The organism is Actinomycetospora lemnae, from assembly GCF_028737315.1.
Classification (GTDB): domain Bacteria; phylum Actinomycetota; class Actinomycetes; order Mycobacteriales; family Pseudonocardiaceae; genus Actinomycetospora; species Actinomycetospora lemnae.
This window is the reverse complement of the sequence record NZ_JAQZAO010000008.1, coordinates 304,106-330,951: the sequence shown is the minus strand read 5'-3', so window position 1 is coordinate 330,951 and position 26,846 is coordinate 304,106. Positions and strand designations below refer to the sequence as shown.

At 76.2% G+C, this 26,846-nt stretch carries 24 protein-coding genes and 1 pseudogene; 14 read left to right on the top strand and 11 right to left on the bottom strand.

Annotated elements, in window-relative coordinates:
• Positions 1 to 64: 64 nt before the first annotated feature.
• The gene (locus tag PGB27_RS20005) at positions 65 to 748 is read right to left on the bottom strand and encodes a hypothetical protein (RefSeq protein ID WP_274202146.1); all 684 of its coding nucleotides are present in this window, start codon (positions 746 to 748) and stop codon (positions 65 to 67) included.
• Positions 749 to 1,320: 572 nt separating this feature from the next.
• Here PGB27_RS20005 and PGB27_RS20000 point away from each other — a divergent pair.
• The 5 genes and pseudogenes from PGB27_RS20000 to PGB27_RS19980 all read left to right on the top strand — a co-directional run bounded on the left by PGB27_RS20000 (position 1,321) and on the right by PGB27_RS19980 (position 7,187).
• Positions 1,321 to 2,055, top strand: a complete 735-nt coding sequence (locus tag PGB27_RS20000; protein WP_274202145.1) for a pyridoxamine 5'-phosphate oxidase family protein — start codon at positions 1,321 to 1,323, stop codon at positions 2,053 to 2,055.
• Complete coding sequence (locus PGB27_RS19995; protein ID WP_274202144.1) at positions 2,052 to 3,107, top strand: MBL fold metallo-hydrolase; 1,056 nt, start codon at positions 2,052 to 2,054, stop codon at positions 3,105 to 3,107. Before PGB27_RS20000 ends, PGB27_RS19995 begins: the two co-directional genes overlap by 4 nt.
• Before the next feature lie 192 nt (positions 3,108 to 3,299).
• On the top strand, positions 3,300 to 5,663 hold the full coding sequence (locus tag PGB27_RS19990; protein ID WP_408630099.1) for a HelD family protein: 2,364 nt from the start codon (positions 3,300 to 3,302) through the stop codon (positions 5,661 to 5,663).
• A gap of 263 nt (positions 5,664 to 5,926) precedes the next feature.
• Positions 5,927 to 6,295: pseudogene (locus PGB27_RS29465) on the top strand (hypothetical protein); the annotation flags it as partial.
• Positions 6,296 to 6,359: 64 nt separating this feature from the next.
• A complete protein-coding gene (locus tag PGB27_RS19980) occupies positions 6,360 to 7,187 on the top strand; it encodes a protein kinase domain-containing protein (RefSeq protein WP_274202142.1) in 828 nt (275 codons plus the stop codon).
• Between the two features lie 4 nt (positions 7,188 to 7,191).
• Here PGB27_RS19980 and eccB read toward each other — a convergent pair whose 3' ends face one another.
• A complete protein-coding gene (gene eccB / locus PGB27_RS19975) occupies positions 7,192 to 8,646 on the bottom strand; it encodes a type VII secretion protein EccB (RefSeq protein WP_274202141.1) in 1,455 nt (484 codons plus the stop codon).
• A 114-nt stretch (positions 8,647 to 8,760) separates the two neighbouring features.
• The gene (locus PGB27_RS19970) at positions 8,761 to 9,252 is read right to left on the bottom strand and encodes a hotdog fold domain-containing protein (RefSeq protein WP_274202140.1); all 492 of its coding nucleotides are present in this window, start codon (positions 9,250 to 9,252) and stop codon (positions 8,761 to 8,763) included.
• Between the two features lie 145 nt (positions 9,253 to 9,397).
• Between PGB27_RS19970 and PGB27_RS19965 the strand changes: the two genes are divergently transcribed.
• Positions 9,398 to 9,766: a DUF2795 domain-containing protein gene (locus PGB27_RS19965; protein WP_274202139.1), complete on the top strand. Its 369-nt coding sequence runs from the start codon at positions 9,398 to 9,400 to the stop codon at positions 9,764 to 9,766.
• Between the two features lie 125 nt (positions 9,767 to 9,891).
• On the opposite strand, the gene PGB27_RS19960 is transcribed toward PGB27_RS19965, so the two are convergent.
• Positions 9,892 to 10,146, bottom strand: a complete 255-nt coding sequence (locus PGB27_RS19960) for a hypothetical protein (RefSeq protein ID WP_274202138.1) — start codon at positions 10,144 to 10,146, stop codon at positions 9,892 to 9,894.
• Between the two features lie 122 nt (positions 10,147 to 10,268).
• Here PGB27_RS19960 and PGB27_RS19955 point away from each other — a divergent pair, with 122 nt between their 5' ends.
• On the top strand, positions 10,269 to 11,546 hold the full coding sequence (locus tag PGB27_RS19955) for an MFS transporter (protein ID WP_274202137.1): 1,278 nt from the start codon (positions 10,269 to 10,271) through the stop codon (positions 11,544 to 11,546).
• A gap of 206 nt (positions 11,547 to 11,752) precedes the next feature.
• Entirely contained in the window at positions 11,753 to 13,144 is a 1,392-nt protein-coding gene (locus PGB27_RS19950) for an LCP family protein (protein ID WP_274202136.1), read from the top strand.
• A gap of 87 nt (positions 13,145 to 13,231) precedes the next feature.
• On the opposite strand, the gene PGB27_RS19945 is transcribed toward PGB27_RS19950, so the two are convergent.
• The 3 genes from PGB27_RS19945 to PGB27_RS19935 all read right to left on the bottom strand — a co-directional run bounded on the left by PGB27_RS19945 (position 13,232) and on the right by PGB27_RS19935 (position 16,140).
• Positions 13,232 to 14,641 carry a S1C family serine protease gene (locus PGB27_RS19945; protein ID WP_274202135.1) on the bottom strand — a complete coding sequence of 470 codons (1,410 nt, stop codon included), beginning with the start codon at positions 14,639 to 14,641 and terminating at the stop codon, positions 13,232 to 13,234.
• A gap of 98 nt (positions 14,642 to 14,739) precedes the next feature.
• A complete protein-coding gene (locus tag PGB27_RS19940; RefSeq protein ID WP_274202134.1) occupies positions 14,740 to 15,282 on the bottom strand; it encodes a dihydrofolate reductase family protein in 543 nt (180 codons plus the stop codon).
• Between the two features lie 9 nt (positions 15,283 to 15,291).
• On the bottom strand, positions 15,292 to 16,140 hold the full coding sequence (locus PGB27_RS19935; RefSeq protein ID WP_274202133.1) for an alpha/beta fold hydrolase: 849 nt from the start codon (positions 16,138 to 16,140) through the stop codon (positions 15,292 to 15,294).
• A gap of 150 nt (positions 16,141 to 16,290) precedes the next feature.
• Between PGB27_RS19935 and PGB27_RS19930 the strand changes: the two genes are divergently transcribed.
• Together PGB27_RS19930 and PGB27_RS19925 are read left to right on the top strand one after the other, a co-directional pair.
• Positions 16,291 to 17,544 (top strand): glycosyltransferase, encoded by a 1,254-nt coding sequence (locus PGB27_RS19930; RefSeq protein ID WP_274202132.1) that lies wholly within the window; start codon positions 16,291 to 16,293, stop codon positions 17,542 to 17,544.
• A gap of 75 nt (positions 17,545 to 17,619) precedes the next feature.
• A complete protein-coding gene (locus PGB27_RS19925) occupies positions 17,620 to 19,635 on the top strand; it encodes a glycosyltransferase family 39 protein (RefSeq protein ID WP_274202131.1) in 2,016 nt (671 codons plus the stop codon).
• A 60-nt stretch (positions 19,636 to 19,695) separates the two neighbouring features.
• Here PGB27_RS19925 and PGB27_RS19920 read toward each other — a convergent pair whose 3' ends face one another.
• The gene (locus PGB27_RS19920; RefSeq protein WP_274202130.1) at positions 19,696 to 20,301 is read right to left on the bottom strand and encodes a class F sortase; all 606 of its coding nucleotides are present in this window, start codon (positions 20,299 to 20,301) and stop codon (positions 19,696 to 19,698) included.
• A gap of 61 nt (positions 20,302 to 20,362) precedes the next feature.
• Positions 20,363 to 21,028 carry a hypothetical protein gene (locus PGB27_RS19915; RefSeq protein WP_274202129.1) on the bottom strand — a complete coding sequence of 222 codons (666 nt, stop codon included), beginning with the start codon at positions 21,026 to 21,028 and terminating at the stop codon, positions 20,363 to 20,365.
• A 488-nt stretch (positions 21,029 to 21,516) separates the two neighbouring features.
• Here PGB27_RS19915 and PGB27_RS19910 point away from each other — a divergent pair, with 488 nt between their 5' ends.
• From PGB27_RS19910 to PGB27_RS19900, 3 genes are all read left to right on the top strand, one after another.
• Positions 21,517 to 22,227, top strand: a complete 711-nt coding sequence (locus PGB27_RS19910; protein ID WP_274202128.1) for a hypothetical protein — start codon at positions 21,517 to 21,519, stop codon at positions 22,225 to 22,227.
• A 5-nt stretch (positions 22,228 to 22,232) separates the two neighbouring features.
• Positions 22,233 to 22,880: a sortase domain-containing protein gene (locus tag PGB27_RS19905; RefSeq protein ID WP_274202127.1), complete on the top strand. Its 648-nt coding sequence runs from the start codon at positions 22,233 to 22,235 to the stop codon at positions 22,878 to 22,880.
• Between the two features lie 123 nt (positions 22,881 to 23,003).
• Positions 23,004 to 23,663 carry a phosphatase PAP2 family protein gene (locus PGB27_RS19900; RefSeq protein ID WP_274202126.1) on the top strand — a complete coding sequence of 220 codons (660 nt, stop codon included), beginning with the start codon at positions 23,004 to 23,006 and terminating at the stop codon, positions 23,661 to 23,663.
• On the opposite strand, the gene PGB27_RS19895 is transcribed toward PGB27_RS19900, so the two are convergent.
• Positions 23,611 to 24,375 (bottom strand): class I SAM-dependent methyltransferase, encoded by a 765-nt coding sequence (locus tag PGB27_RS19895; RefSeq protein WP_274202125.1) that lies wholly within the window; start codon positions 24,373 to 24,375, stop codon positions 23,611 to 23,613. The two genes, PGB27_RS19900 and PGB27_RS19895, sit on opposite strands and share 53 nt — an antisense overlap.
• The gene (locus PGB27_RS19890) at positions 24,372 to 25,856 is read right to left on the bottom strand and encodes a WS/DGAT/MGAT family O-acyltransferase (protein ID WP_274202124.1); all 1,485 of its coding nucleotides are present in this window, start codon (positions 25,854 to 25,856) and stop codon (positions 24,372 to 24,374) included. Before PGB27_RS19890 ends, PGB27_RS19895 begins: the two co-directional genes overlap by 4 nt.
• Positions 25,857 to 26,104: 248 nt before the next feature.
• Here PGB27_RS19890 and PGB27_RS19885 point away from each other — a divergent pair, with 248 nt between their 5' ends.
• Complete coding sequence (locus PGB27_RS19885) at positions 26,105 to 26,797, top strand: hypothetical protein (RefSeq protein ID WP_274202123.1); 693 nt, start codon at positions 26,105 to 26,107, stop codon at positions 26,795 to 26,797.
• Positions 26,798 to 26,846: the final 49 nt, after the last annotated feature.

Here is a 26,846-nt window from a genome sequence, read left to right as displayed (position 1 = left end):
GGGGCGGGGGGGGCCCCCCCCCCCCCCCCCCCCCGCCCCGTCGTGCGTACGGCTCGTGCCGCGCTCAGTAGCCGCCGAGGTCCAGCGCCGCGTCGGTCGGCTGGTCGGCCGGGGCCGGCACGGCCGCGTTCGCGGCGGCGCTGGCCACGCCGGGGCCGAGGTCGACCGAGGTGGGCGTGGGGTCGGCCGCCAGGACGGCGCTACCGCCGATCACCGCGACCCCGCCGCCCGCGAGCGCGCCGACGAGGGCGAGGGCCCCGGCGGTGCGGGTCGGCCGGGGTGCCCGGCGCCCGAGATCGCGCCCCACGGCCGGGACGGGGTGCGACGGGGTGACGGGCGCGAGCGCGCTGGGGACCGCGGCCGGGTAGGCCGGACGCGGCGTGCCTCCGGTGACGGGACCGGCGCTGCGCCCGGGCGGGTCGTCCGCGGTGGTGCGGGGCACGGCCGTCGCGCCGGTCGCGGGCGAGGTCCCGGTGGCCGGCAGCCCGGCCTGGCGGGCACCGGCGGCCGCGAGCGCGATCGCCGCGAGGTCGAGCGCGGCGGTGTCCGGCTCGTCGGGGCCCCGGCGCCGGGCGCGGGGGAGCGGGCCGGAGGGGTGCGGCTCGGCCGCGGTCTGGCGCCGGGAGCGGGGGAGCGGGCCGGAGGGGTGCGGCTCGGCCGTGCCTTGGGGGAGCGGGGCCGCGTGGGGCGTCGGGTCGGTCGGGGGAGGCGTCGCCGCTCGGGCGGGCGCCGCACGGTGTCGGGACATGCGGGGTCTCCGTCGCGCCGCCGAGGCGACCTGGCACGAGGGGGAGCGAGCCAGGTGCCGTCACCGGTGGGGAGTCCGGTGCCGGCTGTCGGCCTGTCACCGCTGGTTCGGGGGCCGCGCCCGCCGGACAGGCCCGGGCGGGACGAGCGCGGGTCCGGAGCCAGCTGCCACGGGTCTCCGGACGGTCATCACGGTAGGAGGCGGGGGAAGAGCCGGTCACCCGGCGCAGCGACACCGGAACCCTCGGTACCCGCCGCGTCGCGCCTGCTCAGGCCCTCGGGGCAGGGTCACGATCCCACGGCGGCCAGGTCTCGACGGAGTCACGGCGTGACACAGATCACAGTCAAGTACGGCTGTTCGGCGCAGAACGGGCCGCAGCGGCCCGATCGACGACTGCGCCGAGCGAGCGTCGCGTCACGGAGCGACTCGACAGCGACCGGACGACCAGGTTCCATCGGGGCCGTCCCCCGAACGGAGCGGCTCCGGGGGCGGGGTCGTGCCTCGCAGGATGGCACGCGCCCGCCCGGTCGCCGCCGCGACCACGGCGGTCCACGGACCGCGGAGAGGCGTCGATGAGCGACCGGGTCACCCCCCAGCCCGATCAGCCCGACCCCCACCCCGAGCGTCCCGGATCCGCCGGCGAGCACGTCCTGCAGGACGCGCTGGGCACGTCGGACCGTGCCGAGCGGTTCCTCGCCGACCAGATGTGCGACCGGCTGGTGCCGGCCATGCAGGAGTTCGTGGCGCGCATGTCGATGGCGTTCGTGGCGACCTCGGACGCGCACGGCGAGTGCGACTCCACGCTGCGCGCCGGACCGCCCGGGTTCCTGCGGGTGCTCGACGACCGGCACCTCGCCTGGCCGGAGTACCGCGGCAACGGCGTCATGGCGAGCCTCGGCAACATCACCGAGAACCCGCACGTCGGGCTGCTCATGGTCGACTTCACCGACGAGCTCATCGGCCTGCACGTCAACGGCTCGGCGCGCCTTGTCGACGACGTGCTCATGCGCAGCGCGCACCCCGACCTGCCCGAGGAGTCGGTGCCGGGGCGGCGGGCGGACGTATGGGTGGAGGTCACCGTCGAGGAGGCCTACATCCACTGCCGCAAGCACATCCCGCGGATGGTCCCGGTCGACCGCAACCGCCCCTGGGGCACCGACGACGTGCGGCGCAAGGGCGGCGACCACTTCGGCGTCGCGGGCGCCCGTCGCGCCGAGGCCCGGGCGGCCCGGCCGGGGGCCGAGCAGGGTGCGGGCGACCCCCACGCGGCGGCGGGTGCCGGGGCAGGGGCATCCTCCGGGGAGTGATCTCCGACCGGCACGCGTGGACCAGGCCCGAGCTCGAGACCGTCGCGCCCGGGGTCCATCGCCTGCCGCTGCCGCTGCCCAGCGACGCCCTGCGCGCGGTCAACGTCTACGCGCTGACCCCGGACGGGGGCAGCGCTGATCGCGACGACCTCACCCTCGTCGACGGCGGCTGGGCCATCGACGCCTCCCGCGACGTGCTGCGCCGCCTGCTCGGCGACCTCGGCGCCGAGCCGGGCGACGTGCGGCGCTTCCTCGTGACCCACGTGCACCGCGACCACTACAGCCAGGCGATCGCCCTGCGCCGGGCCCACGGCGCGCGGGTGGCGCTCGGGGCGGGCGAGGCCGAGTCGCTGCAGGAGGTCCGGGGCCGCGACACGGGGATGCAGGCGCAGGTCGCGGGCCTGCAGCGCGCCGGCGCCGCCGACCTCGCCGAGGTGATCCTCGCCTGGCTCGCCGACGCCGAGGCGCCGCCGGTGGAGGACTTCGCCGACCCCGACGAGTGGCTCGTCGACGGCCAGGAGCTGCGGGCGGGCGGGCGCTCGCTCGTCGCCCGCGAGACACCGGGCCACACGCGCGGGCACCTGGTGTTCGTCGACGGGACCGTCGCCGACGGGCCGATGCTCTTCGCCGGCGACCACGTCCTGCCCCACATCACACCCTCGATCGGCTTCGAGCCCGCGGCGAGACCGGGCGCACTCATCCGCTACCTGTCCTCGCTGGCGGCCCTGCGCGCCGAGCCCGACCGCGTGCTGCTGCCCGCGCACGGGCCCGTCGCGCCGAGCGTGCACGCCCGCGTCGACGAGCTGCTCGTCCACCACGACCGACGCCTCGACGAGATCACCGCGGCGGTGGACAAGGGCATGACGACGGCCGCCGAGATCGCGGAGGCGCTGCGGTGGACCCGCCGCGAGCTGCGTCTCGACGAGCTGGAGACGTTCAACCGCATGCTCGCGGTGCTCGAGACCGACGCCCACCTCGAGGTGCTCGTCGCCCAGGAGCGGATCACGCGCGCCGCCGACGCCGACGGGGTGGCGCGGAACCAGCCCGTCTGAGGTGCGCCACACGGCGGCGCGAGGTCGGGCCGCGGCGCTACCGTGGATGGTCGTCCCGGCACACCGGCGCCGGACCGTCCGCTGGAGAAGGCCCGCGTGACCCGTACGTCCCCGTCCGCCGCCGACACCGCGCGCGGCGACCCGCCGGACACCGACTCCGACCCGGTGGCCGCCGAACAGCCCTACGTCACGATGCTCTACGGCAAGCTCGACGAGCGGCGCGCCGAGACGGCCGCCCTGCTCGCCCGGGTGCTGCGCGAGGAGACCACCGGCACCCCGCAGGCGGTGTCGGAGCGCGACGCCGCCGCGCAGATGTACTCCGAGCAGCTCGCGACCCTGTCCGCCGTCGAGCAGGGCCTGTGCTTCGGGCGCCTCGACCTCGATCCCGACCGGCCGCCGCCCCCGCCCGTCGACGGCGACCCCGGCCCGATCGAGGGCGGCGACGGCGCAGACCAGGACGTCCTCTACGTCGGGCGCCTCGGGCTGCTCGACGACGCGCACGACTACGAGCCGCTGCTCGTCGACTGGCGCGCCCCCGCGGCCCGGCCGTACTACACCGCGACCGCCGCGTCCCCGGACGGCGTGACCCGCCGGCGCCACATCCGCTCGCGCAGCCGGCGCGTCACGGCCGTCGACGACGAGATCCTCGACCTCGACGAAGCAGCAGCGGCCGCCGCGTCACGGGCCACCCAGCGCACCGGCCTGACCGGCGAGGCGGTGCTGCTCGCGGCCCTGTCGGCGGGGCGCACCGGCCGCATGGGCGACATCGTCGCGACGATCCAGGGCGAGCAGGACCGCGTCATCCGGTCCAGCGCCAACGGCGTCGTCGTCGTCGAGGGCGGACCGGGGACCGGCAAGACGGCGGTCGCGCTGCACCGCGCGGCGTACCTGCTCTACACCCACCGCCGGCAGCTGGCCCGGCGCGGCGTGCTCGTCGTCGGGCCGAACCCGACGTTCCTGCGCTACATCGAGCAGGTCCTGCCCTCGCTCGGCGAGACCAGCGTGCTGCTCTCGACGGTCGGCGAGCTCTACCCGGGCCTCGCCGCGCACCGCCACGAGGCCCCGGCCGCCGCGGCGCTCAAGGGCCGCACGGACATGAGCAAGCTGCTCGCCTCGGCCGTGCGCGACCGTCAGGAACTGCCGCGCCAGCCGATCCGGCTGGTCGTGGACGGGGAGCCGGTCGTCGTCGACCGCGACGTCGTCGCCCAGGCCCGCACCCGCGCCCGGCGCACCCGCCGCCCGCACAACGACGCCAAGCGGACGTTCGTGCGCGAGGTGGTCGACCAGCTCGCCCGCCGCGAGGTCGAGCGCGTGGGCCGCGATCTCGACGGGCGCACCAACCTGCTCGACCGCGGCGACCTCGCCGACGTCCGGGCCGGCCTGCGCGCCGACCCCGACCTGCGCGCGGTGCTCGACGAGCTGTGGCCGACGCTGACGCCCCCGCAGCTGCTCGCCGACCTGTGGACCTCCCCGCGCCGCCTGCGCGCGGTGACGCGCGGCTGGTCCGACGCCGACCGCGAGCTGCTCGCCCGCGACGCGCCGCCCGAGCACCCCCTCGACGGCGCCTGGTGGAGCCCGGCGGACGCGGTGCTGCTCGACGAGGTCGCCGAGCTGCTCGGCGAGGACGACACGGCCGCCCGCGAGGCCGAGGAGCGCAAGCGCGAGGCCGACGAGGCCTACGCGGCGGGCGTGCTCGAGATCCTCGCGATGGAGGAGGACTGGGACCCCGAGCTCCTGCGTCCCACCGACGTCGTCGACGCCAGCGTGCTGGCCGACCGCACCCGCGAGGCCACCTACGCCTCGGCCGCCGAGCGCGCCGCCGACGACCGCACCTGGACCTTCGGGCACGTCATCGTCGACGAGGCCCAGGAGCTCTCACCCATGGCGTGGCGGGTGCTCATGCGCCGGTGCCCCAGCCGCTCGATGACGCTCGTCGGCGACGTCGCGCAGACCGGCGCGCGGGGCGGGGCGTCGTCGTGGGCCGAGGTGCTCTCGCCCTACGTCGCCGCCCGCTGGCGCCGCGAGGTGCTCACGGTCAACTACCGGACGCCGGCGGAGATCATGGCGGTCGCGGCCGACGTGCTCGCCGCGATCGACCCGGGGGCGCGCCCGCCGCAGTCGGTCCGCGAGTCGGGGCTGGCGCCGCAGGCCGTCGCCACCGACGAGGCCGGGCTGGTCGACGCCGCCGTGGCCCAGGCGCGGGCCGCGCGCGAGGCCGTCGTCGACGCCGAGGGCGCCGGGCGGGTCGCGGTGCTCGCCCCGGACACGCGGGTCGACGCGCTGGCCGCGGCGCTGGGCGTCGCGGCGGGTCCGACGGGCGCCCCCGACGGCGATCCGACCGTGGACCTCGGCGCGCAGATCGTGGTCTCGGAGGTCGCCGACGCCAAGGGCCTCGAGTTCGACGCGGTCGTCCTCGTCGACCCCGAGGGCGTGGTCGACGCCTCCCCGCGCGGCCTCAACGACCTCTACGTCGCCCTCACCCGGGCGACGCGCTCGCTTGTCGTCGTGCACCCCGGTGACCTGCCGTCGGTCCTGGACCGCCTCGGTCCGGGGTGACCCGCCCCTCGATCGGGTAACGCGGACACGCTCCGCACCGAACCACCGACCGGAGGCCGTGCGCCTCCGGACGGTGCCCCGTGGTCGCGGCACCGTCGAGCTGCGGTGGCACGATCGCCGCGCCCGCCGGGGGCAACCCGCCGTTCGGGCGACGCGCCGCCCGCGACGTCACGCAGACGAGGGACCCGGTCGTACGGGATGATCGGGGCGAGCGCGCACCGGGAGGGGGGCGGGCAGTGAGCACCGACACCGGTCCGCCCGCGATGGTCGGCGGGCGCTACACGCTCGGCGACCTCATCGGGCGTGGCGGTGCCGCCGACGTTTTCCGGGCCCGCGACGAGCTCCTCGGCCGCGACGTGGCCATCAAGATGTTCAACGCGGCGGGCTCCGTCGCGGCCGCGGACGCCGAGCCGGGCGATCCCGCCGACCCCGCCGAGAAGATCGGCGACATCGAGGAGGGCCAGGAGGCCCGCCACCGCCGCGAGGTGCTCACGCTCGCCGGCCTGTCGCACCCGGGGCTCGTCACCGTCTACGACGTCGGCGACGAGGACGGCCGCGCCTACTTCGTCATGCAGCTCATCGAGGGCGACACGCTCGCGCAGCGCGTCCGCTCCGGTCCGCTGCCGGTCGTCGACGTCGTCGCGCTCGGGGCGGCGCTGGCCGACGCCCTGGCCTACGTGCACCGCCGCGGCCGGGATGGTCATCGGCACGGCGTCGTACCTCAGCCCGGAGCAGGTGCGCGGCGAGCCGATCGACGGCGCGGTGGACATCTACGCGCTGGGCCTCGTGCTCATCGAGTGCCTCACCGGCCGCCGCGAGTACCCGGGCAACGCCCTCGAGGCGGCCGTCGCGCGCCTGCACCGCCGTCCCGTCGTCCCGTCCGGCCTCTCGCCGGGCCTCGAGGCGCTGCTCACGGCGATGACCGCCGACGAGCCCGGCGACCGCCCCACCGCCGAGGAGGTGGTGGCCGCGCTGCGCGGGGTGTCCCGCGAGGTCGGCATGGAGGCGGAGACCGTGCTCTCGCCGGTGCTCATGACCGCGCCGACGAGCCTCGTGGGCGGCTCCGGCCCGATGGCGGTCGGTCCCGCGGTCGAGGCGCGCGCCGCCGAGCCGGAGCCCACCGGAGCGTCACCGCTGGCGCGTCCCGCGGGCCGTCGTCGCCGGGTGGCCGCCGTGATCGCCGCGGCCGCGGCGACGCTGCTCATCGCCGGGTCCGCCGTGGCGTATGCGGTGCTCTCGGAGGAGAAGCCGCTGCCGCCGCCGGCCCCGTCGGCGACGCTCGCGCCGCCCCCGCCCCCGTTGCCGGTCGCGCCGCAGGTGACGACCACCGAGGACGAGACCGAGGCGGCCACCGCGCCGCGCACCCGGAGCACCACGACCACCCGGCGCACCACCACGACGACCACCACCACCACGACCACGACGACGGTCCGCCCGCCGGTGGTCGTCCCGCCGCCCGTGGACCCGCCGGACGAGGACGACGACACCACGACCACCACGACGACGACCCCGGCGGCTCCCTGAGGGGTCAACCGCCGGCGGGCAGCGGGGTCAGCGCGTCGGGCACCGAGAGCACCGGTCCGGCCGGGAGCAGGCCCACCACCGCACCGGGAGCGGCCGGGAACGCCTCGCCCAGGCCCAGCGCCGTCGCCGTCTCCGGATCGGGGACCACCGACGCCGTGCCGGACCCGGAGATCACGGTGGGGCTGCCCGGGGCGTCGTCGCGCCCGACCGGCACGGCGCGGACGACGACCCCGCCGCCGGGCACCGCGACGGCGTCCACCCGGTCGCCGGAGCCGTCGGCCTGCGCGAGCACGGCGGGCGGTGTCGCCGTCGCGGGCGGCGCCGCGCCGACCGTGAGCCCCACCGGCCCGCCGCCCTGCGCGCTCGCGCAGGTGGTCGGCGCCTCGGCCATCGGCACGGCGCGGGGGACGGGGTCGGGGTAGGCGGCGACGGCGATCCCGCGGGCGGTGGCGAGCGGGCGCAGCTGGCCCGGCGAGACGATCGGGACGGGGGCGGCGGCGCGCGCCGGGTCGGGGTCGGACAGGCGCACGAGGCGCGCCACGACCTCGGGGACCTCCTGCACGCCCTCGCGCTGCACCACGTACCAGCGGTCCGGCGTGCCCGGGCCCACGAGCCGCACGACCCCGCCGACCGGCTCGCCGACCAGCAGCCCCGCCGGCGGCACCTCCCCGCGCCCGGCGATCACCGGCGCGACGATCGGCGGGCCCTCGGTGAGCGTGTTGAGCAGGCTCGTGCTCACCGGCCGGGGGAGCTGGCCCGCGAGGTCGAAGGCGACGACCACCGCGGGGTCGCGCAGGTCCAGGCGCGAGCGCACGCCGTCGTGGACGAGCCAGGTGCCGTCGAAGCGGTCGCGCAGCAGCAGCCCGCGCCCGGGCTCCAGGGGGCGGGCCGGGGCCGCGGGGCCGGCGAGCACCGTCGTCCACACCCGCGGCTGCTCCCACGGGCGGGCGGCGCCGGGCTGCGGGCTGCCGGTGTCACACACCGACCACACCGGCGGCACCGGCGCGCCCGCGGGCGGCAGCGGCGGCGCGTCGACGATGCCCACCCCGCGCTCGCGGGGCGCGGTCGCGAGGTCGGCCTCGGACACCTCGACCGGTGTCGGGTCGCCCGCCGGCCCTCCGGCCGCAGCCAGCCCGGCGAGCACGAGGCGCGCGGAGGCGAGGTTGGGCACGGGGACCAGCCGGTCGGGCTCGTGCACGACGACGTAGAGCGCGCCGGAGCCCTCGGCCACGACGACGCCGGCGGTGCGCCAGTCGGCCGGGCGGTCGAGCAGCCCCCACACGGCGGCCACCGCGAGCGCCAGCGCGGCGAGCAGCGCGCCCGCGACCGTCGCGCGGTGCTGGGCGCGCAGCGGGTCGGTGCCCGGCACGGCCTGGCGCCGCACCAGCGCGGACTGCAGCCGGCGCAGGCCGAAGCGGTACGCGTGGACCTGGTCGGAGGTCGTGGTCGGCGGAGCCATCTCGCCGCGGATCGTGGCACGTCCGGTCGCAGCGAACGCGCTGTTCGCTGCTTCTACGGCAACGAAGAACAGACGAGCACGCCGATAGGGCGTTCGCTGCTCCCCCCGCGGGCGTCAGGCCGTCGCGGGCACGCGCGCGGGGCGCGGGGAGATCCGCAGCGTGATGGTCGCGTGCACGACCTCCTGCCCGCGCCCGTCGGTGATCACGACCTCGGCGTCGACGTCCTCGGCCTCGTCGGAGAACGCCGGCGCCTGGGCGAAGGTGGCGACGGCGAGGAGGTCGGTGTCGGCCTTCGCGAGGTACTGCACGCTCATCCCGCGCGGGATCCACCGGTGCGTCGAGGGCGTCGTCGCCTCGGCCATCACGCCCATCGCGTACTCGGCGAGGTTGCACGACGCGATGGCGTGCACGGTGCCGAGGTGGTTGTGCACGAGCCACCAGTTGCGCAGCGACACCTCGGCACGCCCCGGCTCGAGCCGGCGGATCACCGGCGCGGCGGTGAGGAAGTACGGCGCCCGCAGCCACACGGCCGCGCTGACCAGCAGGCGGCCCGGCCACGAGCCGGAGAGGCGACGCCACGTACCCAGCACGCTCGGAGTGCTCACGCGTGGGAGGTTACCGGGCAGTAGGGGCGCCTGGCGACGGTGCGGGCCCCCACGATCATCGACGCAGGGGTGACGCCCCGGATTGACGAACGGTCGTTCGGGGAATTCCGCTGCGCGCGACCAGGCGCCCCTCTCGGAGGTCCCGATGAACACTCGCCCCGCCGCCCCGCCCGCGACACCCGAGGTCGCGGGCCTCGCCGAGCGGCTCGCCGCGGTGCTCGGCGACCTCACCTTCCCGGCCCTGCGCTGGCAGGTCGTGACCGCCGGGGACATCTACGGCGTCGACACGGTCTCGCGCGGCCTGATCCAGCGCCTGCCCGAGCGCCGCTACCACTCGCTGGGCGAGGTCGTCGCCGTGCTCGCGGCCGTCCTCGCGGGCCGCCCGGTGGCCGCGGTCGGCCAGGCCGGGCCGCCGCCGACCCCGCGCGTCTCGCCCCGGCGCGTCCCGGCTCCCGCCGGCCGCGTCGCCCGTCCGGGCGCGCGGCGCCCGGTTCCGTCGACGCCGGTCGCCTGACGGGAGGGCGGGTCCGCCCGCCGGCGCCACCAGGCCCGCGGCGAGGCGCGAGCAGCCCGTCCTGCGTGCGGTCGTCGCCGTCGAGGCGCTCCGTCGACCGCGGGCGGAGGCCGTCACCGTCGCGGTCAGCCCTGTTCCTCGAGGTCGAACGCGTCGTCGCCGACCCACACCCGCAGCCCGTCACCGTCGTCGGTGATGGCGCCCTCCTCCTCCTCGGAGAGCTCGCGGGCCGCGCCGAGCGAGCGCTCGTCGTAGGCGACGCGACCGTCACCGAGATCGCGCGGCCGGTACTCGGAGGCGAGGACGGCCGTGCGGCTGCGCGTGGCGAGGAACGCCGCGTTCTCCGGCCCGACCTCGGCGATCCAGCGCTGTGCCCGCACGATCACACGGTCTACTCGTTCCGGCCCCGGGGAGCAACGGAAACCGCTGGACCGGCACCCCCGTCGAGGCCCTAGCGTGCGGTGCGCCCTCGGGTGATCACGGGAGGAAGGGGTCGGTCGCGATGCGCGCGCTGCGCCCGCTGCGGCGGCCCGCCTACCGGCGGCTGGCGACGGCGCTCGCGCTCTCGGTGCTCGCCGAGGGGCTGTGGACGCTCGCGGTCGTCTGGCAGGTGGTCGAGCTCGGGGGCGGGCCCGCAGAGCTCTCGATCGTGTCCGGCGCGCTCGCGCTGGGCGTCGTCGTCACCGCCCTGCTCGGTGGCGTCCTCGCCGACCGCGTCCCGCAGAAGCGCATCCTCGTCGGCGTCATGGCGATGCTCGCCGCGTCGATCGGGCTGGTCGCGGGCCTGTCGGCGCTGGGCGCGCTGACGGTCCCGCTGCTCGTCCTCGTCGCCGGCGTGATCGGCCTGTCGATGGGGATGTTCTTCCCCGCCTACTCGGCGCTCGTGCCGGCGATGGTCGACGCCGACGAGCTGCTCGCGGTCAACGGGCTCGAGGGCGTGGTGCGCCCGGTGCTGCTGCAGGGCGCGGGCCCGGCGCTCGCGGGGGTGCTCGTCGCGGCGTACTCCCCCGCCGCGGCCCTCGGGGCCACCGCCGTCGCGTGCCTCGCCGGGCTGGTCGCCGCGCTGTCGCTGCCCCGCCGCGCGCTGCGCCGGGACCTCGGGACCAGCGGTGGCGCCGGCGCGGTCGTCCGTGACCTCGTCGAGGGCTTCCGCTACATGGTCGGGACGCGGTGGCTGCTGGTGACGCTGGTGTTCGCGTCGCTGATGATCCTCGTGGTGCTCGGACCGCTCGAGGTGCTCGTGCCCTTCGCGATCATCGAGCGCGCCGACGGCGGACCCGGCGGGCACTCGCTCGTGCTGCTCGCGCACGGCGCGGGCGGGGCGATCGCGTCGATCCTCGTCGCCTCGCTGCGCCTCCCGCGCCGGTACCTGACGGTCATGATCGCGATGTGGTCGGCGGCGTGCGTGCCGATGGTCGTGTTCGGTCTCGCGACGACGCTGTGGCCGATGGTGCTCGCCGGCTTCGTGGTGGGCGGGCTGTTCAGCGCCCCGCAGGTGATCTGGGGGACGCTGCTCCAGCGCCGCGTCCCGCCCGCGCTGCTCGGGCGCGTGACCAGCCTCGACTTCTTCGTCTCGCTCGCCTTCATGCCCGTGTCGATGGCCCTCGCCGGGCCGGTGAGCGAGGTCGTCGGCCTGACACCGGTGTTCCTCGCCGCGGGCCTGGTGCCCCTCGCGATCGGGGCGGTCGCGCTGGTCGTCGGGCGTCTGGGGCCGGACGAGACCGCCCATCCCCTCGACGTCGCCCGCCCCGGTGCGGAGGCGACGCCGAGGGCGGCGTGAGGTGCTGCCGGGCAGTGGTGCCCGGCGCGTGTCCCGACGATGGGCGTCGCCGACGGCCGCTGTGGACGCGCGACGGGATCTCACACGTGCGGTGTGTGATCGGCAGGCTTCGCGCGGGTCACGGCCTGGTCACGGACGAGTGTTCCGTTCTGAGATGCCCTGCACTGGGACGTGACGAGTGACGCGGTACGGGGAACGCTGAGCTGGTGATCGGTCCGGATCGGCGTCGGTGGCGCCTGCGCTGGTTCGCGCGCCTCGTCGTGACGGTCCTGTCGGTGGCCGTGATGGGGCTGTCCGCGGCGGGCTGGGCCCAGCTGCGGGCGCTGGATCGATCCACGCCGGGTGCTGCCGTCATCGACACCCCGGAGCCGTCCGCGACGGGTGAGCAGAACATCCTGCTGGTCGGTCTCGACAACCGCACCGACGCCCAGGGCAACCAGCTCCCCGAGGACGTCCTCGCGGCGCTCAACGCCGGCGACGACGACTCCGGCGGCGGTACGGCCGACTCGCTGACCGTCGTCCACGTCCCCGCCGGCGGCGGTCGCGCGACCGCCATCTCGATCCCGCGTGACGCCTACGTCGACCTCGGACAGGGCCTCGGGCGACACAAGATCAATTCGGCGTGGTCGCGGGCCGCCGCGCAGGCGACCGACGCGATGACCGGCTCGGGACCGACCGGCAGCACCAGCCTCTTCGCCGCCGAGGCCACCGCGCCCCCGCCCCCGGACGACCCGGCCGTCGTGCGCGCCGCCTCCGCCGCCGGCGCGCGGGCCACGATCGGCGCCGTCCAGCAGCTGACCGGCCTGCCGATCTCGCACTTCGCCGCGGTCAACCTCGCCGGGTTCGCCGACGTCAGCACGGCGATCGGCGGGGTGCCGGTCTGCCTGCGCGCGCCCGCGCAGGACTCCTACACCGGCCTCGCGCTGCCCGCCGGGCCCCAGCGGGTCAGCGGCGCGCAGGCGCTCGCGTTCGTGCGTCAGCGCCACGGGCTGCCCAACGGCGACCTCGACCGCATCGCGCGCCAGCAGGTGTTCCTCGCCGGCGCGACCGACACGCTGCTCTCGGCCAACACGCTCGCCGACCCGTTCGCGGTCAGCCGCATCACCGGCGCCGTGTCGCGGTCGGTGACCCTCGACGCCGGCTGGGACGTGCTCGCCTTCGCCCGCCAGATGCAGGGACTCTCGGCCGGGGCGGTCACCTTCCGGACCATCCCCACCGGCTCCACCGAGCTCAGCACCCCGTACGACGGGACGGCGGTCCAGGTCGATCCCGACGAGGTCCGGACCTTCGTCGCCACCGCCATCGCCGCCGACGCCGGCAACCCCGCCGCGCTCGCGGCGCTCTCCCCGCCGCCTCCGGGCAGCGCCACCGATGCCTCGGCGAGCTCGAGGCTCGACCGTGTCCGGGTCTCGGTGGACGAGGACGACGCGAGCTCCCAGGACGACGCGAGCGCGGAGGACGACGCGAGCGGGTCGTCGGCGTCGTCGGAGGACGGGACGGGCGAGAACGGGGACGGGGACGGGACGGGCGCTCCCTCCGGGCCCCCGGTCTCCCCGACCCCGCCGATCACCGCCGCCGCGCCCGGCTGCGTCAACTGACCGCGCTCGCCGACCCCGCAACGGACGAACGCCGCGTTCGCTGCTCCGGAAGCAGCGAACGCGGCGTTCGTTCGTCGAGGTGCGGGATCAGCTCGAGCGCTCGGACCCCAGGGTCACGGGCACCGGGCGGGGCTGGCCGCCGGGCGACGTGACGGTCAGCGTCACCTGCGCGCCGGGCTCCTGGGACCGGATCGCCGCGACCAGGCTGTCGGCGTCGGGGATGACCCGGTCGTCCACGCGGGTGACGACGTCGCCCTGCTGCAGCCCCGCGGCCGCGGCCGGCCCGCCGGGCGCGATCTGCCCGAGCACCGCGCCGTCGGCGCCCTCGGTGACGCCGACGCCGAGCACGGCGCGGGTCGCGTAGCCCTGGTTGATCAGCTCGGTGCCGATGCGCTGGGCCTGGTCGATCGGGATGGCGAAGCCGAGGCCGATCGAGCCGGACTGGCCGCCGGAGGACTGACCCAGTGAGGCGATCGCGGAGGTGATGCCGATGACGCGGCCCTGCATGTCGACGAGCGCGCCGCCGGAGTTGCCGGGGTTGATCGCGGCGTCGGTCTGGATCGCGTCGAGGACCGTGGCCTGGCCGCTCTGCGCGCCGCCGGTCGCGACGGGGCGCTGGAGGGCGCTGACGATGCCGGTGGTCACCGTGCCGGACAGGCCCAGCGGCGACCCGACGGCCACGACCTCCTGGCCGACCCGCAGCTGCGACGAGTCGCCGATCGTCGCCGGCGTCAGCCCGGAGACGCCCTGGGCGCGCACGACGGCGAGGTCGGCGCTCGTGTCGGTGCCGACGACCTGGACCGGCGCGCGGTTCCCGTTCTGGAACACGGCGGTCAGCCCCTGGGCCTGACCCGGCACCCGGCCCGGCACCTGGCCCTCGCCGCCGAGCGGCGACTGCTGCTGCGCGGCCTGACCGGCCTCGAGCACGTGGGCGTTGGTGAGGATCAGGCCGTCGGCGGAGATGACGACGCCGGAGCCCTCGCCCGACGGCCCCTCGAGCTGGACGACGCTGGGCAGGACGGTGTCGGCGACCTGCTCGACCGAGCCCGGTGCCGCCGCGGGGGCCTGGTCCGTCGCGCCGGAGCTGCTCGGCGCCGACGAGAGCACCGACGAGCCGCCGCCGGCCGAGGACGCGGCCTCGTAGCCCACGGCACCGCCGACGCCGCCCGCGACGAGCACCGCGGCGAGCGCACCGGCGACCAGGGCGACCGACGGGCGCCGGCGCGGCCCCGACGGGCCGGGCGGCGGCGCCGCGGGACCGGGTGCCGTCGGCGGGGTGCCGGGTGGGCCGCCCGGGACGTCGTGCCGGGTCCAGGGTGCGCCCGGGCCGGGCGCGTGGCCGCGGGCCGGGAGCCCGGAGCCGTACGGCGCGGTCGGGTAGCCGCCGGGTCGCTCCCCGGCGGGACCCCCCGGCAGCGTCCCGGTGCCGGGCCCGCCCGCGGCACGTGCCGTCGGGTCCGTGGCGGGGGTGGGGGAGGAGGGGCTCGTATCGCTCACGCGGACCAGGGTGGGCCCGCCGACTGTGGCCCTCCTGCGCCTCACCTGCGCGCAACCTGAGAGTCGGCCCTGAGTTGCGGGCGGAACGGACGTAGCGGTCAGCGCACCACGCGGTACCACTGCTCGGTCTCGCCCGGCAGGCGCTCGAGGCGCACTCGGGTGCCGCCGGCGTGCCGGAACATCGGCGTGCCGTCGCCGAGCAGCACCGGCGCGAAGAACATCAGCACCTCGTCGAGGAGACCGGCCGCGAGGCACTGGGCGGCGACGTCGGCGCCCAGGACGTTGACGTCCCGGTCGCCGGCGAGCTCCTTCGCGCGGTCGACGGCCGTCACGAGGTCGGTGGCGAACTCGACGCCGTCAGGGGAGCACGCCGATGGGGGGTCGTCGGGCGGGCGGTGGGTGAGGACGACGACGGGGCCGTCGTACTGGCCCTCGAACGCGCCCTCCTTGTCGGTGCCGCGGTGCGGGTCGTCGCCGCCGAAGGTGACGCGCCCGACGAGGATCGCGCCGGTGCGGGCGAGCACCCGCTCGGCGGCCTCGTTCTCGCCGCCGAGGTGCTCGGTCAGCCAGGACATGTCGCCGCCCGGTCCGGCGATGAAGCCGTCGAGCGACGCGGTCGCGGAGTAGATGAGGGCGGGCACCGATCTCCTTCAGTGGTGGGCGTGCAGGTCGAGCAGGGCGCCGACGAACCGGCCCCACGCCGGCTCGGGCGGCACCTGGTGGCCCATGCCGGGGATCTCGAGCAGGCGCGCGCCGGGGATCGCGGCGGCGAGCGCGCGGCCGTGCTCGACCGGGAAGAGCGGGTCGGCGTCGCCGTGCACGACGAGGGTCGGCAGCCCGGCGAGCGCGGCGAGGTCGGTCGGTCCCGTCGACCCGCCCTCGAGGAGGAAGTGGTTGCCGGCGGCCGCGACGTCCCGGCTGCGGGCGACGACCCGCTCCGCGATCGCCCGGACGCGCGTCTCGTCGAACGCGTCCGGGCCGGCGAAGGGACGCTCGGCCTCGACGAGCGCGGTGACGGCGGCGGCGGGGTCGGACCAGTCGGGGCCCGGGCCCTCGTCGGCGAAGACCGCCTGGATCGCCGGGGTGGGTCCGGGGAGGTCGCCGACCGACGGGTCGACCGCGGTGGTGGCGATGAGCGTGAGCGCGGCGACGCGGTCGCGGTGGGCGAGCGCGAGCTCCTGGGCGATGCCGCCGCCCATCGACAGGCCGGTGACGTGCGCGCGCTCGACCCCGAGGGCGTCGAGGACGGCGAGCGCGTCGCTGGTCATGTCCTGGCCGGTGTAGCCGGGCGAGCCCGCGGGCCAGGTCGTCGACGCGCCGGTGTCGCGGGGGTCGTAGCGCACGACGCGCAGCCCGCGGTCGACGAGGCGGGCGCACAGGTCGTCGTCCCACCAGTCCATCGACCAGCCCCCGCCACCGATCAGCAGCAGCACCGGCGCGTCGGGGTCGCCGAGCGTCTCGACGCACAGCTGCACGCCCTCGTCCACGTCGACCAGCACGGGCGGGCTCCTTCCGGTTGCGTTCTGCTACCAGTAGCGAAGCCGAGCCCGCTAGTGGTTGTCAAGTGCAACCGGCCAGCCGTGAGCGCTCACAGCTCGGCCACAGGTCGGGCACACGGCGCGTCCACGGACGGCTCCGAGGCTGCGATCATGACCGCAGCGACCCCGCTCCGCGCCCCCCTCCGCGCCGTCGAGGACACCGGCCGCGCGGTGCTCGACGTCGTCGTCCCCGTGTTCGACGAGGAGCGCGACCTCGGCCCGTGCGTGCGGCGGCTGCACCGCCACCTCACCGAGGACTTCCCCTACCCGTTCCGCATCACGGTCGCGGACAACGCCAGCACCGACGGCACCCTCGCCGTGGCGGAGGCGCTGGCCGACGAGTTCGCCGAGGTCGCCGTCGTGCACCTCGACGAGAAGGGCCGCGGGCGGGCGCTGCGGGCGGTGTGGTCGGCGTCGGACGCGCCCGTCCTCGCGTACACGGACGTCGACCTGTCGACCGACCTCAACGCCCTGCTGCCGCTCGTGGCGCCGCTGATCTCCGGACACTCGGACCTGGCGATCGGGTCGCGGCTCGCGGCGTCGTCGCGGGTGGTGCGCGGGGTGAAGCGGGAGGTGATCTCGCGCTGCTACAACGTGCTGCTGCGCGGGACGTTGCGGGCGCGGTTCTCCGACGCGCAGTGCGGGTTCAAGGCCATCCGCGCCGACGTGGCGCGCCGGCTGCTGCCGCTGGTCGAGGACACCGGCTGGTTCTTCGACACCGAGCTGCTCGTGCTCGCCGAGCGCTCGGGGCTGCGGATCCACGAGGTCCCCGTCGACTGGGTCGACGACCCCGACTCGCGCGTCGACGTCGTCGCCACCGCGATCGCCGACCTCCGGGGCGTCGCCCGCGTCGCCCGCGCGCTGGCCACCGGCGCGCTGCCCGTCGCCCGACTGCGCCGCGAGTGCGGGCGCGCGCCGCTGTCGGCGGAGCCGTCGCCGGACGCCGTGGCCGGCGTGACCCCGGGCCTGACCGGCCAGATGGTGCGCTTCGCGGCGATCGGCGCCGTCTCGACGCTGGCGTTCCTCCTGCTCTACACGCTCCTGCGGGGCGTGCTGGGCCCCCAGCCGTCGAACCTGATCGCCCTGGTGCTCACGGCGATCGCCAACACGGCGGCGAACCGCCGGCTGACCTTCGGCATCCGCGGACGCCGCCACGCCGGGCGCAGCCAGGTCGAGGGCCTCGTGGTCTTCGGCCTCGGGCTCGCGCTGACCTCCGGCTCCCTGGCCCTGCTCGGCGCCCTGGCCCCGGCCGCGAGCCACGGGATCGAGCTCGCGGTCCTCGTGCTCGCGAACCTCGTCGCCACGCTCCTGCGCTTCGTCGCCTACCGCGCCTGGGTCTTCCACCCGCGCCGCCAGCACGCGTGAGCGATGTGTCAGCGAAGTGCCGTTGCTGACGTCCAGTGTCCGTATTCCTCCTTCGATCATGAACCCGGAGTCCCGATGACCACCGCGACCGACCCCGACGTCGTCGCCACCGCGCGACCCGCCGCCGCATCGAGGCCCCGCCCGTCATGGCCCCGGCGCGCCTGGCGGGGCCGGGAGGACGACCCGCGCTGGGTCCGCCCGGCGCTCCTCGGCCTGCTCGCCGCGACGGCCCTGACCTACCTGTGGAACCTCGGCGCGTCGGGCTGGGCCAACTCCTTCTACGCCGCCGCGGTGCAGGCCGGGACGCAGTCGTGGACGGCGTGGCTGTTCGGGGCCCTCGACGCGCCGGGCCTCATCACCGTCGACAAGCCGCCGGCCGCGCTGTGGGTGATGGTGCTCTCGGGGCGGATCTTCGGCTTCAGCAGCTGGTCGCTGCTCGCGCCGCAGGCGTTGATGGGCGTCGCGTCGGTCGGCCTGCTCTACCTCACCGTGCGCCGCTGGTCGGGCCCGCGCACGGCGCTCGCAGCCGGGGCGTTGCTCGCCGCGACCCCGGTGGCGGTGCTGATGTTCCGCTTCGACAACCCTGACGCCCTGCTCGTCCTGACGATGGTCGCCGCGGCGTACGCGACGACCCGCGCCGTCGACGCCGCCGGCCGCCGTGCCGGCACCTGGTGGCTGGTCGCGGACGGCGCGCTCGTCGGCCTCGGCTTCCTCACCAAGCAGCTGCAGGTCCTGCTCGTCGTGCCGGCCCTGGCGCTCACGGTCCTCGTCGTCGCGCCGTCCCGGCCGTGGCGCCGCGTCGGCGACCTCCTCGCGGGCGGGGTGGCCATGGTCGTGTCGGCCGGCTGGTACGTGGCGCTCGTCGAGCTGTGGCCGGCGTCGTCGCGCCCCTACATCGGCGGGTCGACGACGGACTCCCTGCTCGAGCTCGCCCTCGGCTACAACGGGCTCGGCCGCGTCCTGGGCACCGAGGGCGGCGGGCGCGGCGGTCCGGGTCGCGTCCCGACCGGCATGCCCCCCGGCGGTCCGCCCGCCGACCTGGGCGGCGGCACGGGCGGACCCGGAGGCGGCGGCTTCGGCGGCACGCCGGGTGTCGAGCGACTGTTCACCTCGGAGTTCTCGGGCCAGGCGTCGTGGCTGCTCCCGGCCGCGCTGGTCCTGCTCGTCGTCGCGCTGTGGGCGCTGCGCCGGGCCCCGCGCACCGACCGCACCCGCGGCCTGCTCGTCCTCGGCGGTACCTGGACGCTCGTGCACGCCGTCGTCTTCAGCGCGATGAGCGGGATCATCCACCCCTACTACACGGTCGCCCTCGCTCCTGGGATCGCGCTGACGACCGCCGTCGGCGCCTCGGTCCTCTGGCGTCGCCGCGGCGAGGCATGGGCGCGCATCGTCCTCGCGGTCGTCGTCGCCGGCACCGCCGCCTGGAGCGCCGTGGTGCTCACGCAGCACGGCTGGCTGCCGTGGGCGCGCTGGGTGCTGCTCGTCGCCGGGGTGCTCGGGACGATCGCGGTGCTGCTCCCGCGGGCCCGGTGGACGCGGGTCGCGACCGTCGGGGCGCTCGCCGCCCTGGTCGCCGTGCTCGGGGGCTCGACGGCCTTCGCCGCGCAGACCGCGCTCACCCCGCACCAGGGCTCGATCGTCAGCGCGGGTCCCGGCGGGCAGATGGGCGCGCGGGATGGCGGTGCCGATCGCGGTGGCCTCGAGGGCGGGACGCCGTCGCCGCAGCTCGTGGCCCTGCTCCAGGGCGCGGGCACCCGCTGGGCGGCGGCGACGACCGGCGCCCAGAGCGCGGCGTCGCTCCAGCTCGCGAGCGGCGTGCCCGTCATGGCGATGGGCGGCTTCGTGGGCAGCGATCCCGCCCCGACCCTCGCCGAGTTCCAGGCGGCCGTCGCGTCGGGCCAGGTCCGCTACTACGTCGAGGGCGGCGGCCCCGGCGGTGGTCCCGGCGGTGGTCCCGGAGGTGGTGGACAGGGAGGCGGCCCCGGCGCCCGCGGTACGACCGGCGAGATCCGGACCTGGGTCCAGAGCCACTTCACGCCGATCGACGTCGCGGGACGCACCGTGTACGACCTGGCGACCCCGGCCTCCTGAGGCCCTCGCCGACCGGCTCGCCCGGGTCCCGGTCGACGACCGGGGCCCGGGCAGCGGTGGTCACGCCGGGCGGTAGGCCTCGGTGAGGTGCCCGTAGACGACGATGTTGTCCTCGTAGCTGCGGGTCTGCTCGTTGAACACGCCGCCGCAGGTGATCAGCCGGATCTGGCCGTCGGGCGTGGGCCCGTAGACGGCCTCGGTCGGGAAGGCGTCCTTGGCGACCTGGTCGACCCGGTCGACGGCGAACACCGCGGTGGTGCCGTCGTCCCGGTGGACCTCGACGGTCTGGCCGGGAGCCATCTGGCCCAGCCGGTAGAACGCGCCCTCCTCGCCGCGGAAGTTGACGTGCGCGGCGAGCACCGCGGGCCCGGCCTCGCCGGGGCTCGCGCTGCGCTGGTACCAGCCGACGGTGCCGGCGCTGCGCGGCACGTCGAGCGAGTTGTCGTCGCGCAGGCCGAGGCTCGTCAGGTCCTCCGTCGACAGCCCGATGGACGGGACGTCGAGGCCGGTGATCTGCGCGGCCGGGAGCGGCACGGGCACCGCCACCCGCTCGGCGGGCGGCAACGACCGTGCCGGCGCGGGTTCCTCGCCGCCGGAGTTGACGAACGCCACGAGCACCCCGACGGCGAGCAGGGCGAGGATCAGCGCGGTGAAGCGTCCCGTCACCCGGTCGAGGATGCCCCCACGCCCCGACGGGCTCTCGGGCGGTGCCTCCGGAGCGGCCACGTCAGGCGTTCTCCCGCCGCGCGGCGACCAGCTGGCCGCCGCGGACGACCCCGGCCCCGGCGCCGATGCCGGCGATCGCCAGGAAGATCACCTGGCCGATCGTCGGGCCCTCGTCGGACCCGTCGCCGGCCGCGACGCCGCCCCGCGGGTAGCCGGTGTACGACGAGGAGTCGCGCCCGACGCCCCAGTCGCAGGCCCGGCCGTCGTTGTCGCCGTCGAGGTTGTTCGGGTCCGACGGGTCGGCGATGAGCACGGCCTGGGCGTCGGCGGAGTCCGCGAAGTCGTGGCAGTCGAGGTCGTAGACCGAGACCACCGGCGGCACGTAGCGGTAGTACGGGCTGCCGGGCCCGTACACCGGCACCGGCACGTAGACGGTGTTCGTCTCCGTGTCGTGGTGGTGGGGCGACGACGAGGTCGTGGTGGTCGGGCTCGTCGTGGTGGTCGGGGTCGGGATCTCGGGGAGCTCGGGGTTCTCGGGGAGGTTGCCGCTGCCGCCGCCGATCAGCCCGCTGAGCGAGTCGACGATGCCGCCGACGACGTCCCCGATGGCGCCGCCCGGGTCGGAGAGGTCCGGGCCGGACGCCGACGCCACCCCCGCCGTCGAGATCATCCCCGCCGCCACCAGCCCGACCAGCGCGCTCGCCGCGCGCCGACGTCCGTTCCCCATGCCCGACCCGATCCGCTCGCCCGATGGTCTTCGGGGTCGTCGACCGGCGACTCCCCCGTTCGCTGTAACGGCGGGGGGAGCAAAGGGGTACGCGCCTCGGCCCGAGCGGCCGAAACTGGCGTCTACCGCCACGATCGAGTGATCCCGGGGCTCGGCGCCGGAGATCCGCTAACGACGGCCCCTCCTCCTGCGAGACATCGCCGAACGGCCCACCGGACGGGCCGAACGGACAAGGGGAGCAGGAGATGAGGGGTCGACGGAGCAGCCGCAGCGCCGCGGTCGTGCTGGCCGGGTGCGTGGGACTGGCGGTGATGGCTCCGGGGCTCGCGCTCGCTGCTCCGGTCGACGGCATCACCACAGAGGCGGACTGCGTCGAAGCGGGCTACGGGTGGGTCGGCGGGGTCTGTGACGACGGCGTTCCGGCAAACGACGACTCCTCGACCGACAGCACGGTTGCCAACTCGCGCACGAGCGTCAACCGGAACGACGTGACGGTTGCCGAGAGCATCACGACGACGAACAACAGCAACAGCACGACGACGAACAACAGCAACAACACGACGACGAACAACAGCAACAACACGACGACGACGAACAGCAACAACACGACGGCGTCGAACAGCAACAACTCGTCGAACAGCAACAACACGACCAACAGCAACAACACCACGACGAACAACAACACGACCAACAACACGACGACGAACAACAACACGACCAACAACACGACGGTCGAGAACAACACGACGGTCGAGAACAACACGACGGTCGAGAACAACACGACGGTCGACATCGAGAACAACACGACGGTCTACGAGAGCAACTACTTCTCGACGACCTACGTCTTCAACACCTCGGCCCCGGTCGAGTGGTGGGGCACCTACTGGCACCACCGCTACGACGTCGACTGCGACGAGCTGACCTACGACGAGGCCAACGCCATCCTCGACTGGGACTCGTCCGACCCGTTCCGGCTCGACCGTGACGACGACGGCGAGGCCTGCGAGGCCAACGCCCACGGCGACGACGACGAGGGTCACGTCGAATACGTCAGCTACCCCGAGGGCGGGGTCTCGACCGGTGACGGCAGCACCGGGTCCGGTGCCTCGGCCGTCGAGCTCGCGCAGGCCGCGGGCGCGGTGGCCGGCCTCGGCGCCACCGGCCTGGTCGTCGTCCGTCGCTACGCGCGGCAGGGCTGATCGCCATGGCCACCACGGGCAAGCACCAGAGCACGCAGCAGCAGCGCGGGACCGCACGCGCGACGATCGGTGTCCTCCTCGTCGTCGCGCTGGTCGCCGTGGCGGCCTACCTGACGGTGGGTGCGACCGCGGCGCGCACCGGCCCGGCGGTCGTCGACCTGCCGGCCGGGCGCACCGAGGTCGCCCTCCCGCTCGACTGGGCCGAGACGGCGAACCTGCGCATCCCGTCGATCGGGGTCGACACCCGGCAGCTCACCGAGCTGGGCCAGACCGAGGACCGCCGGCTGGAGGTCCCGCGGGACGCCACGACCGTCGGCCACTACCGCGGCGGCGCGGCCCCCGGCCAGGACGGCCCGGCGGTCTACGCCTCGCACGTGAACTACGGGGGCGTGGAGGGCGGCTTCGCCCGCCTCGCGGACGTCGAGGCCGGTGACCAGGTGCTCGTCGAGCGCACCGACGGCGTCACGGTCGTCTACGCGGTCGACCGCGTCGCCGAGGTCCCGAAGGACGCCTTCCCGACCGTGCAGGTCTACGGGTCGACCCCCGGCCCGGAGCTGCGGCTCATCACGTGCGGCGGCGAGTTCGACGCCGACGTGCGCAGCTACGAGGACAACGTCGTCGTGTACGGGCACGCGGTGGAGGCGTACCGGTAAGCGACGGCTCGCGAGACGACGGCCGGGTCCGCTGGGGAGCGGGACCCGGCCGTCGTCGTGTTCTCAGCCCTGTCACAGCAGCACGTCAGGCCGCCCACACGGCCCGGGCGGAGCGTGGAGGCCATGATCCCGCTCGCCGCCGCGCCGACGGTGCCCCTGCTCGACGCACCAACGCGGCGCCACCGCCCGGGCGGGCGGGTCGCGGCCGTGCTGGCGGTGCTCCTCGGCGCCGCGACGGTCGTCGGGTCGTACGTGCTCGGCGTGCTCGACCCCACCGGACGCGCCCTCGACGACGCCGCCCTCGAGACCGCGACCGGCGTGGGCCTGCGCGGCGAGGGGCTGCGGGTGCTCGAGCTGGTCGGGGTCCCGACGGTCGCGCTCGCGGTGCTCGTCCTCGGCGGCGTGGCGCTGGCCCGAGGCCGGGGCGACCGGGCCGTCGGCGTCGTCGCGCTGGTGCTCGGTGCGCAGCTGGTGACCCAGCTGCTCAAGGCGGGCCTCGTCCGCCCCGAGTCCGCCGAGGGCAACTCCCTGCCCAGCGGCCACGTCACGCTGGTGGCGTCGCTCGGGGTCGCGCTCGTGCTGGTGGTGCCCCGGGCGCTGCGTCCGCTGGCCGCCCTCGCCGCTCTCGCGGTCACCGGCGTCGCGGGCGTGGCCACGATGGTCGCCGGCTGGCACCGGCCGAGCGACGTCGTCGCGGCGCTCGGCGTCGTCGCCGCGACCACGGGCGTCGTCACCCTCGCGGGGGCGCTGCTCCCGGGGCGACGGCGTCCACGATCTCGATGAGCGTCCCCCACCGCGTCGCGACCCGCCCGAACCCGTGGCGCACGAGGGCGTCGGCGAGCTCGCCGGGGTGGAACAGCCGCGCCTGACCGCCCCGTCCGAGGAGCTCGGTGTAGAGGCGCAACGGGCCTCGGCCGTGCGTCGGGACGGTGGCGGTGAGCCGGCCGCCGGGACCGAGGACGCGCCGGATCTGGGCGAGCGCGGTGTCGAGGTCGGGCACGAGCTGCAGGCACAGCGAGCAGCACACGGCCTCGACCGCGCCGTCGCGCAGCGGCAGCGCCATCGCGTCGGCCCGCACGAACACCGTGTTCGCCGACCGCACGGCCCGCGCCGCGCGCCGCAGCATCGGCGGCGACAGGTCGGCCCCGATCACCAGCCCGTCGGGTCTGACGCCGTCGGCGAGGCGGCGGGTCAGGGTCCCCGGGCCGCACGCGAGGTCGAGCACGGTCTCGCCGCCGACGAGGTCGAGCCGACGTGCGACGTCGTAGAAGTCGCGCACGACCGCCCCGCCGACGACGCCCGGGAGGCGGTCGTGGATGCGGTCGCCGCCGGCCAGCACCAGGTCGTAGAACCCGGCGCCGCCCGCCGACTCCCACAGGTCCTGGATGCGGCCGCGCGAGCCGGGTCGGCCGTCGACGAGGTCGATGTACGGCGCGCCGGCGTCCGCGGGCAGCGGCACGTCGAGCAGCGGCGCCAGGCGCTCGACCGCCGTCACGCGGGTTCCTCCGCGGACCGGACGGCGTCGCGCAGGAGGTCGAACTCCGCGACGACCGCGTCGGCGAGGTCGGCGAGGTCGGGCACCAGCTCGGCGCAGGCGAGCAGCCCGATGTCGAGCTGGTCGACGTAGCTCTGCACGGTGATGTTGAGCCCGACACCGTCGGCGATCGCGGAGACCGGGACGTAGTGGCGCATGGGCGCGGGACCGACGTAGAGCGGGTCGGTCGGCCCCGGGACGTTGGAGACGACGAGGTTGAACGGCGCCGCCGCCGCGGTCGACCAGCGCGTGACCGCTCGGCTGACCGCCGTCGTCGCCAGCGGCGTCCCGAGCCCGGCGACGTCCGGCGCGAGCTCGCCGGGCAGCGCCTTGAACACCTGCTTGGCCAGGTCCAGTGCCTCGTGCGCGCCGCGCAGGCGCTCGAGGGGGCCGTCGAGGTCGGTCGGCAGGGCGGCGATGGTGCCCGAGACGCGGTTGGTCCAGCGCTCCTCCTCGTCACCGCTGCGCAGCGAGACGGGGATGAGGGCGGTCAAGGGTCGGTCGGGGAGCTCGCCACGCTCGGTCAGCCAGTGCCGCAGCCCGCCGCCGCAGATCGCGACGACGACGTCGTTGATCGTCGCCCCGGCCTGCTTCCCGACGGACTTCACCTCGGCCAGCGGCAGCGAGCGGTGCGCGAAGCGGCGGTAGCGGCTGATCGGGTGGTTGAACGGGGTCCGCGGCGACACGAGCGGGGGCAGCCGGGGCAGGCGGCCGTCGTCGTCGCGGGCGCGCCCGGCGTTGAGCACCGACCCCAGCGGCCCGCGCAGCGTGCCGCGGACCTTGTCGGCCAGGTCGATGGCCGCCGGGCTGCGCGAGGCCCGCGCCAGCTTCTGTCCTGCACGGGCCGCGAGCAGCAGCCCGCGGGCGGGGCGCCGGACGCCGTTGACCGCGGCGCGGGCGAGCACCTCGGCCGTCGACGGCGGGCTCTCGGCGCGCCACCGTCCGGCCTCGGCGGGGCGACCGGCGTCGGGGGAGTCCTCGAGCATGAGCTCGAGCAGGTCCGCGCCCGCGGCCCCGTCGACGGCGCTGTGGTGGATCATCGTGAGGATCGCGAAGCGGTCGCCGTCGAGGCCCTCGATGACGTGCGAGACCCACAGCGGGTGGTCGCGGTCCATCGGCGCGGCGACGAGGCGGCCGACCAGCTCGTCGAGCTCGCCGTCACCGCCGGGCGGCGGGACGGCGCTGTGGCGGACGTGGAAGTCGAGGTCGAAGTCCGGGTCGGCGATCCAGTACGGGTGGTCGAGCCCGAAGGGCACCTCCACCAGCCGGCGGCGTAGCGGCTCGAGCTGGTGGATGCGGTCGGCGAGCTGGCGGCGCCAGGCGGGGTAGGGCTCGAAGTCGGGGTCCGGCCGCTCGAGGATCAGCAGCTGGCTGACGTGGGTGAACTGGTGGTCGTCCTCCGCGTCCAGGAACACCGAGTCCAGGCCCGACAGCTGCTTCACGGTGGTGACCTCCTCGTCGACGCTCCGCCGGGCGCACAGTCTGTGGCCGGACCGCCTCCGGGGCCAACCGGTGCCGCCGGGTGGGGTGAGGACCCGGGTTCACCTCATCGATGGACTCAAGCCCGGACGGCCCGCGTCCGTAACCTCCGGCCGTGACGGCCGTTGAGCGTTCCGGAGGAGCAGTCACCCGATCGGTGGTGCGCTCCCTACCGGACGAGCTGGCCGGACGAACGGACGGAGAGCCAGACATGGGCAGGCACCAGATGGGGGCGTCGTCCGCGACGCGCGCCCGGGTCGCGCTCGGCGCGCTCCCGCTGGTCGCCACCGTCGGCGCGATCGGGATCGGCTCCGTGGTGATGAGCCCCGTCAGCTCCGACGCGCCCCTGGCACCGCCCGCGCCGGGCGGCGGCGGCACGGCTCCCGCGGCCTCGCTGCCCCTCGCGCCGGGTGTGCCGCCGGCCCCGGTCCAGGTGCTCGACCTCGCGTCCACCGGCGACCCCGTCGGCCTCGGCCGGCCCGCCGGCACCGTCGGCACCCGCACCGGTGGGCGGGCCGACGCCGACGCCGCGCCCGCCCGTCGGGCGACGCGCACCGACGGCTCCGCGCGTACGGCGAGCGCCGCCCGCGACGGCGACACCCCGATCCGCGCCTCGGGTGGCGGGTCCGGTTCGGGCGGCGGCTCGCAGGGTTCCGGGGCATCGGGCGGGGGTGCCGGCGGCGGTTCCGGCGGCTCGGGCGGGTCCGGTGGCTCGGGTGACCCCGGTGGGTCGGGCGGTTCGGAGGGCTCGGAGGGCTCGGAGGGCTCGGGTGGTGGACGCGATGGCGGCCTGCTCGGCGGCGTCGTCGGCGGCCTCGGCACCACCGTCTCGGGCGCGACGTCGCTGCTCTCGTTCGGCGACGCGTCGTCGTCCTCGCCGTCGCTGCTCTCGTTCGGCTCCTGATCCCCGCGCGCCCTCGAGGGACGGTCGCCATCACGGCGAAGAACATAGT

Excerpts from the sequence above, each read along its gene's own strand:
- PGB27_RS19930 (WP_274202132.1), top strand. The coding sequence starts at position 16,291 with ATGACCGCAGCGACCCCGCTCCGCGCCCCCCTCCGCGCCGTCGAGGAC.
- PGB27_RS19900 (WP_274202126.1), top strand. The coding sequence starts at position 23,004 with ATGATCCCGCTCGCCGCCGCGCCGACGGTGCCCCTGCTCGACGCACCA.
- PGB27_RS19915 (WP_274202129.1), bottom strand. The coding sequence starts at position 21,028 with ATGGGGAACGGACGTCGGCGCGCGGCGAGCGCGCTGGTCGGGCTGGTG.
- PGB27_RS20000 (WP_274202145.1), top strand. The coding sequence starts at position 1,321 with ATGAGCGACCGGGTCACCCCCCAGCCCGATCAGCCCGACCCCCACCCC.
- PGB27_RS20005 (WP_274202146.1), bottom strand. The coding sequence starts at position 748 with ATGTCCCGACACCGTGCGGCGCCCGCCCGAGCGGCGACGCCTCCCCCG.
- PGB27_RS19955 (WP_274202137.1), top strand. The coding sequence starts at position 10,269 with ATGCGCGCGCTGCGCCCGCTGCGGCGGCCCGCCTACCGGCGGCTGGCG.
- PGB27_RS19990 (WP_408630099.1), top strand. The coding sequence starts at position 3,300 with ATGCTCTACGGCAAGCTCGACGAGCGGCGCGCCGAGACGGCCGCCCTG.
- PGB27_RS19965 (WP_274202139.1), top strand. The coding sequence starts at position 9,398 with ATGAACACTCGCCCCGCCGCCCCGCCCGCGACACCCGAGGTCGCGGGC.
- PGB27_RS19925 (WP_274202131.1), top strand. The coding sequence starts at position 17,620 with ATGACCACCGCGACCGACCCCGACGTCGTCGCCACCGCGCGACCCGCC.
- eccB (WP_274202141.1), bottom strand. The coding sequence starts at position 8,646 with ATGGCTCCGCCGACCACGACCTCCGACCAGGTCCACGCGTACCGCTTC.
- PGB27_RS19905 (WP_274202127.1), top strand. The coding sequence starts at position 22,233 with ATGGCCACCACGGGCAAGCACCAGAGCACGCAGCAGCAGCGCGGGACC.
- PGB27_RS19980 (WP_274202142.1), top strand. The coding sequence starts at position 6,360 with ATGGTCATCGGCACGGCGTCGTACCTCAGCCCGGAGCAGGTGCGCGGC.
- PGB27_RS19885 (WP_274202123.1), top strand. The coding sequence starts at position 26,105 with ATGGGCAGGCACCAGATGGGGGCGTCGTCCGCGACGCGCGCCCGGGTC.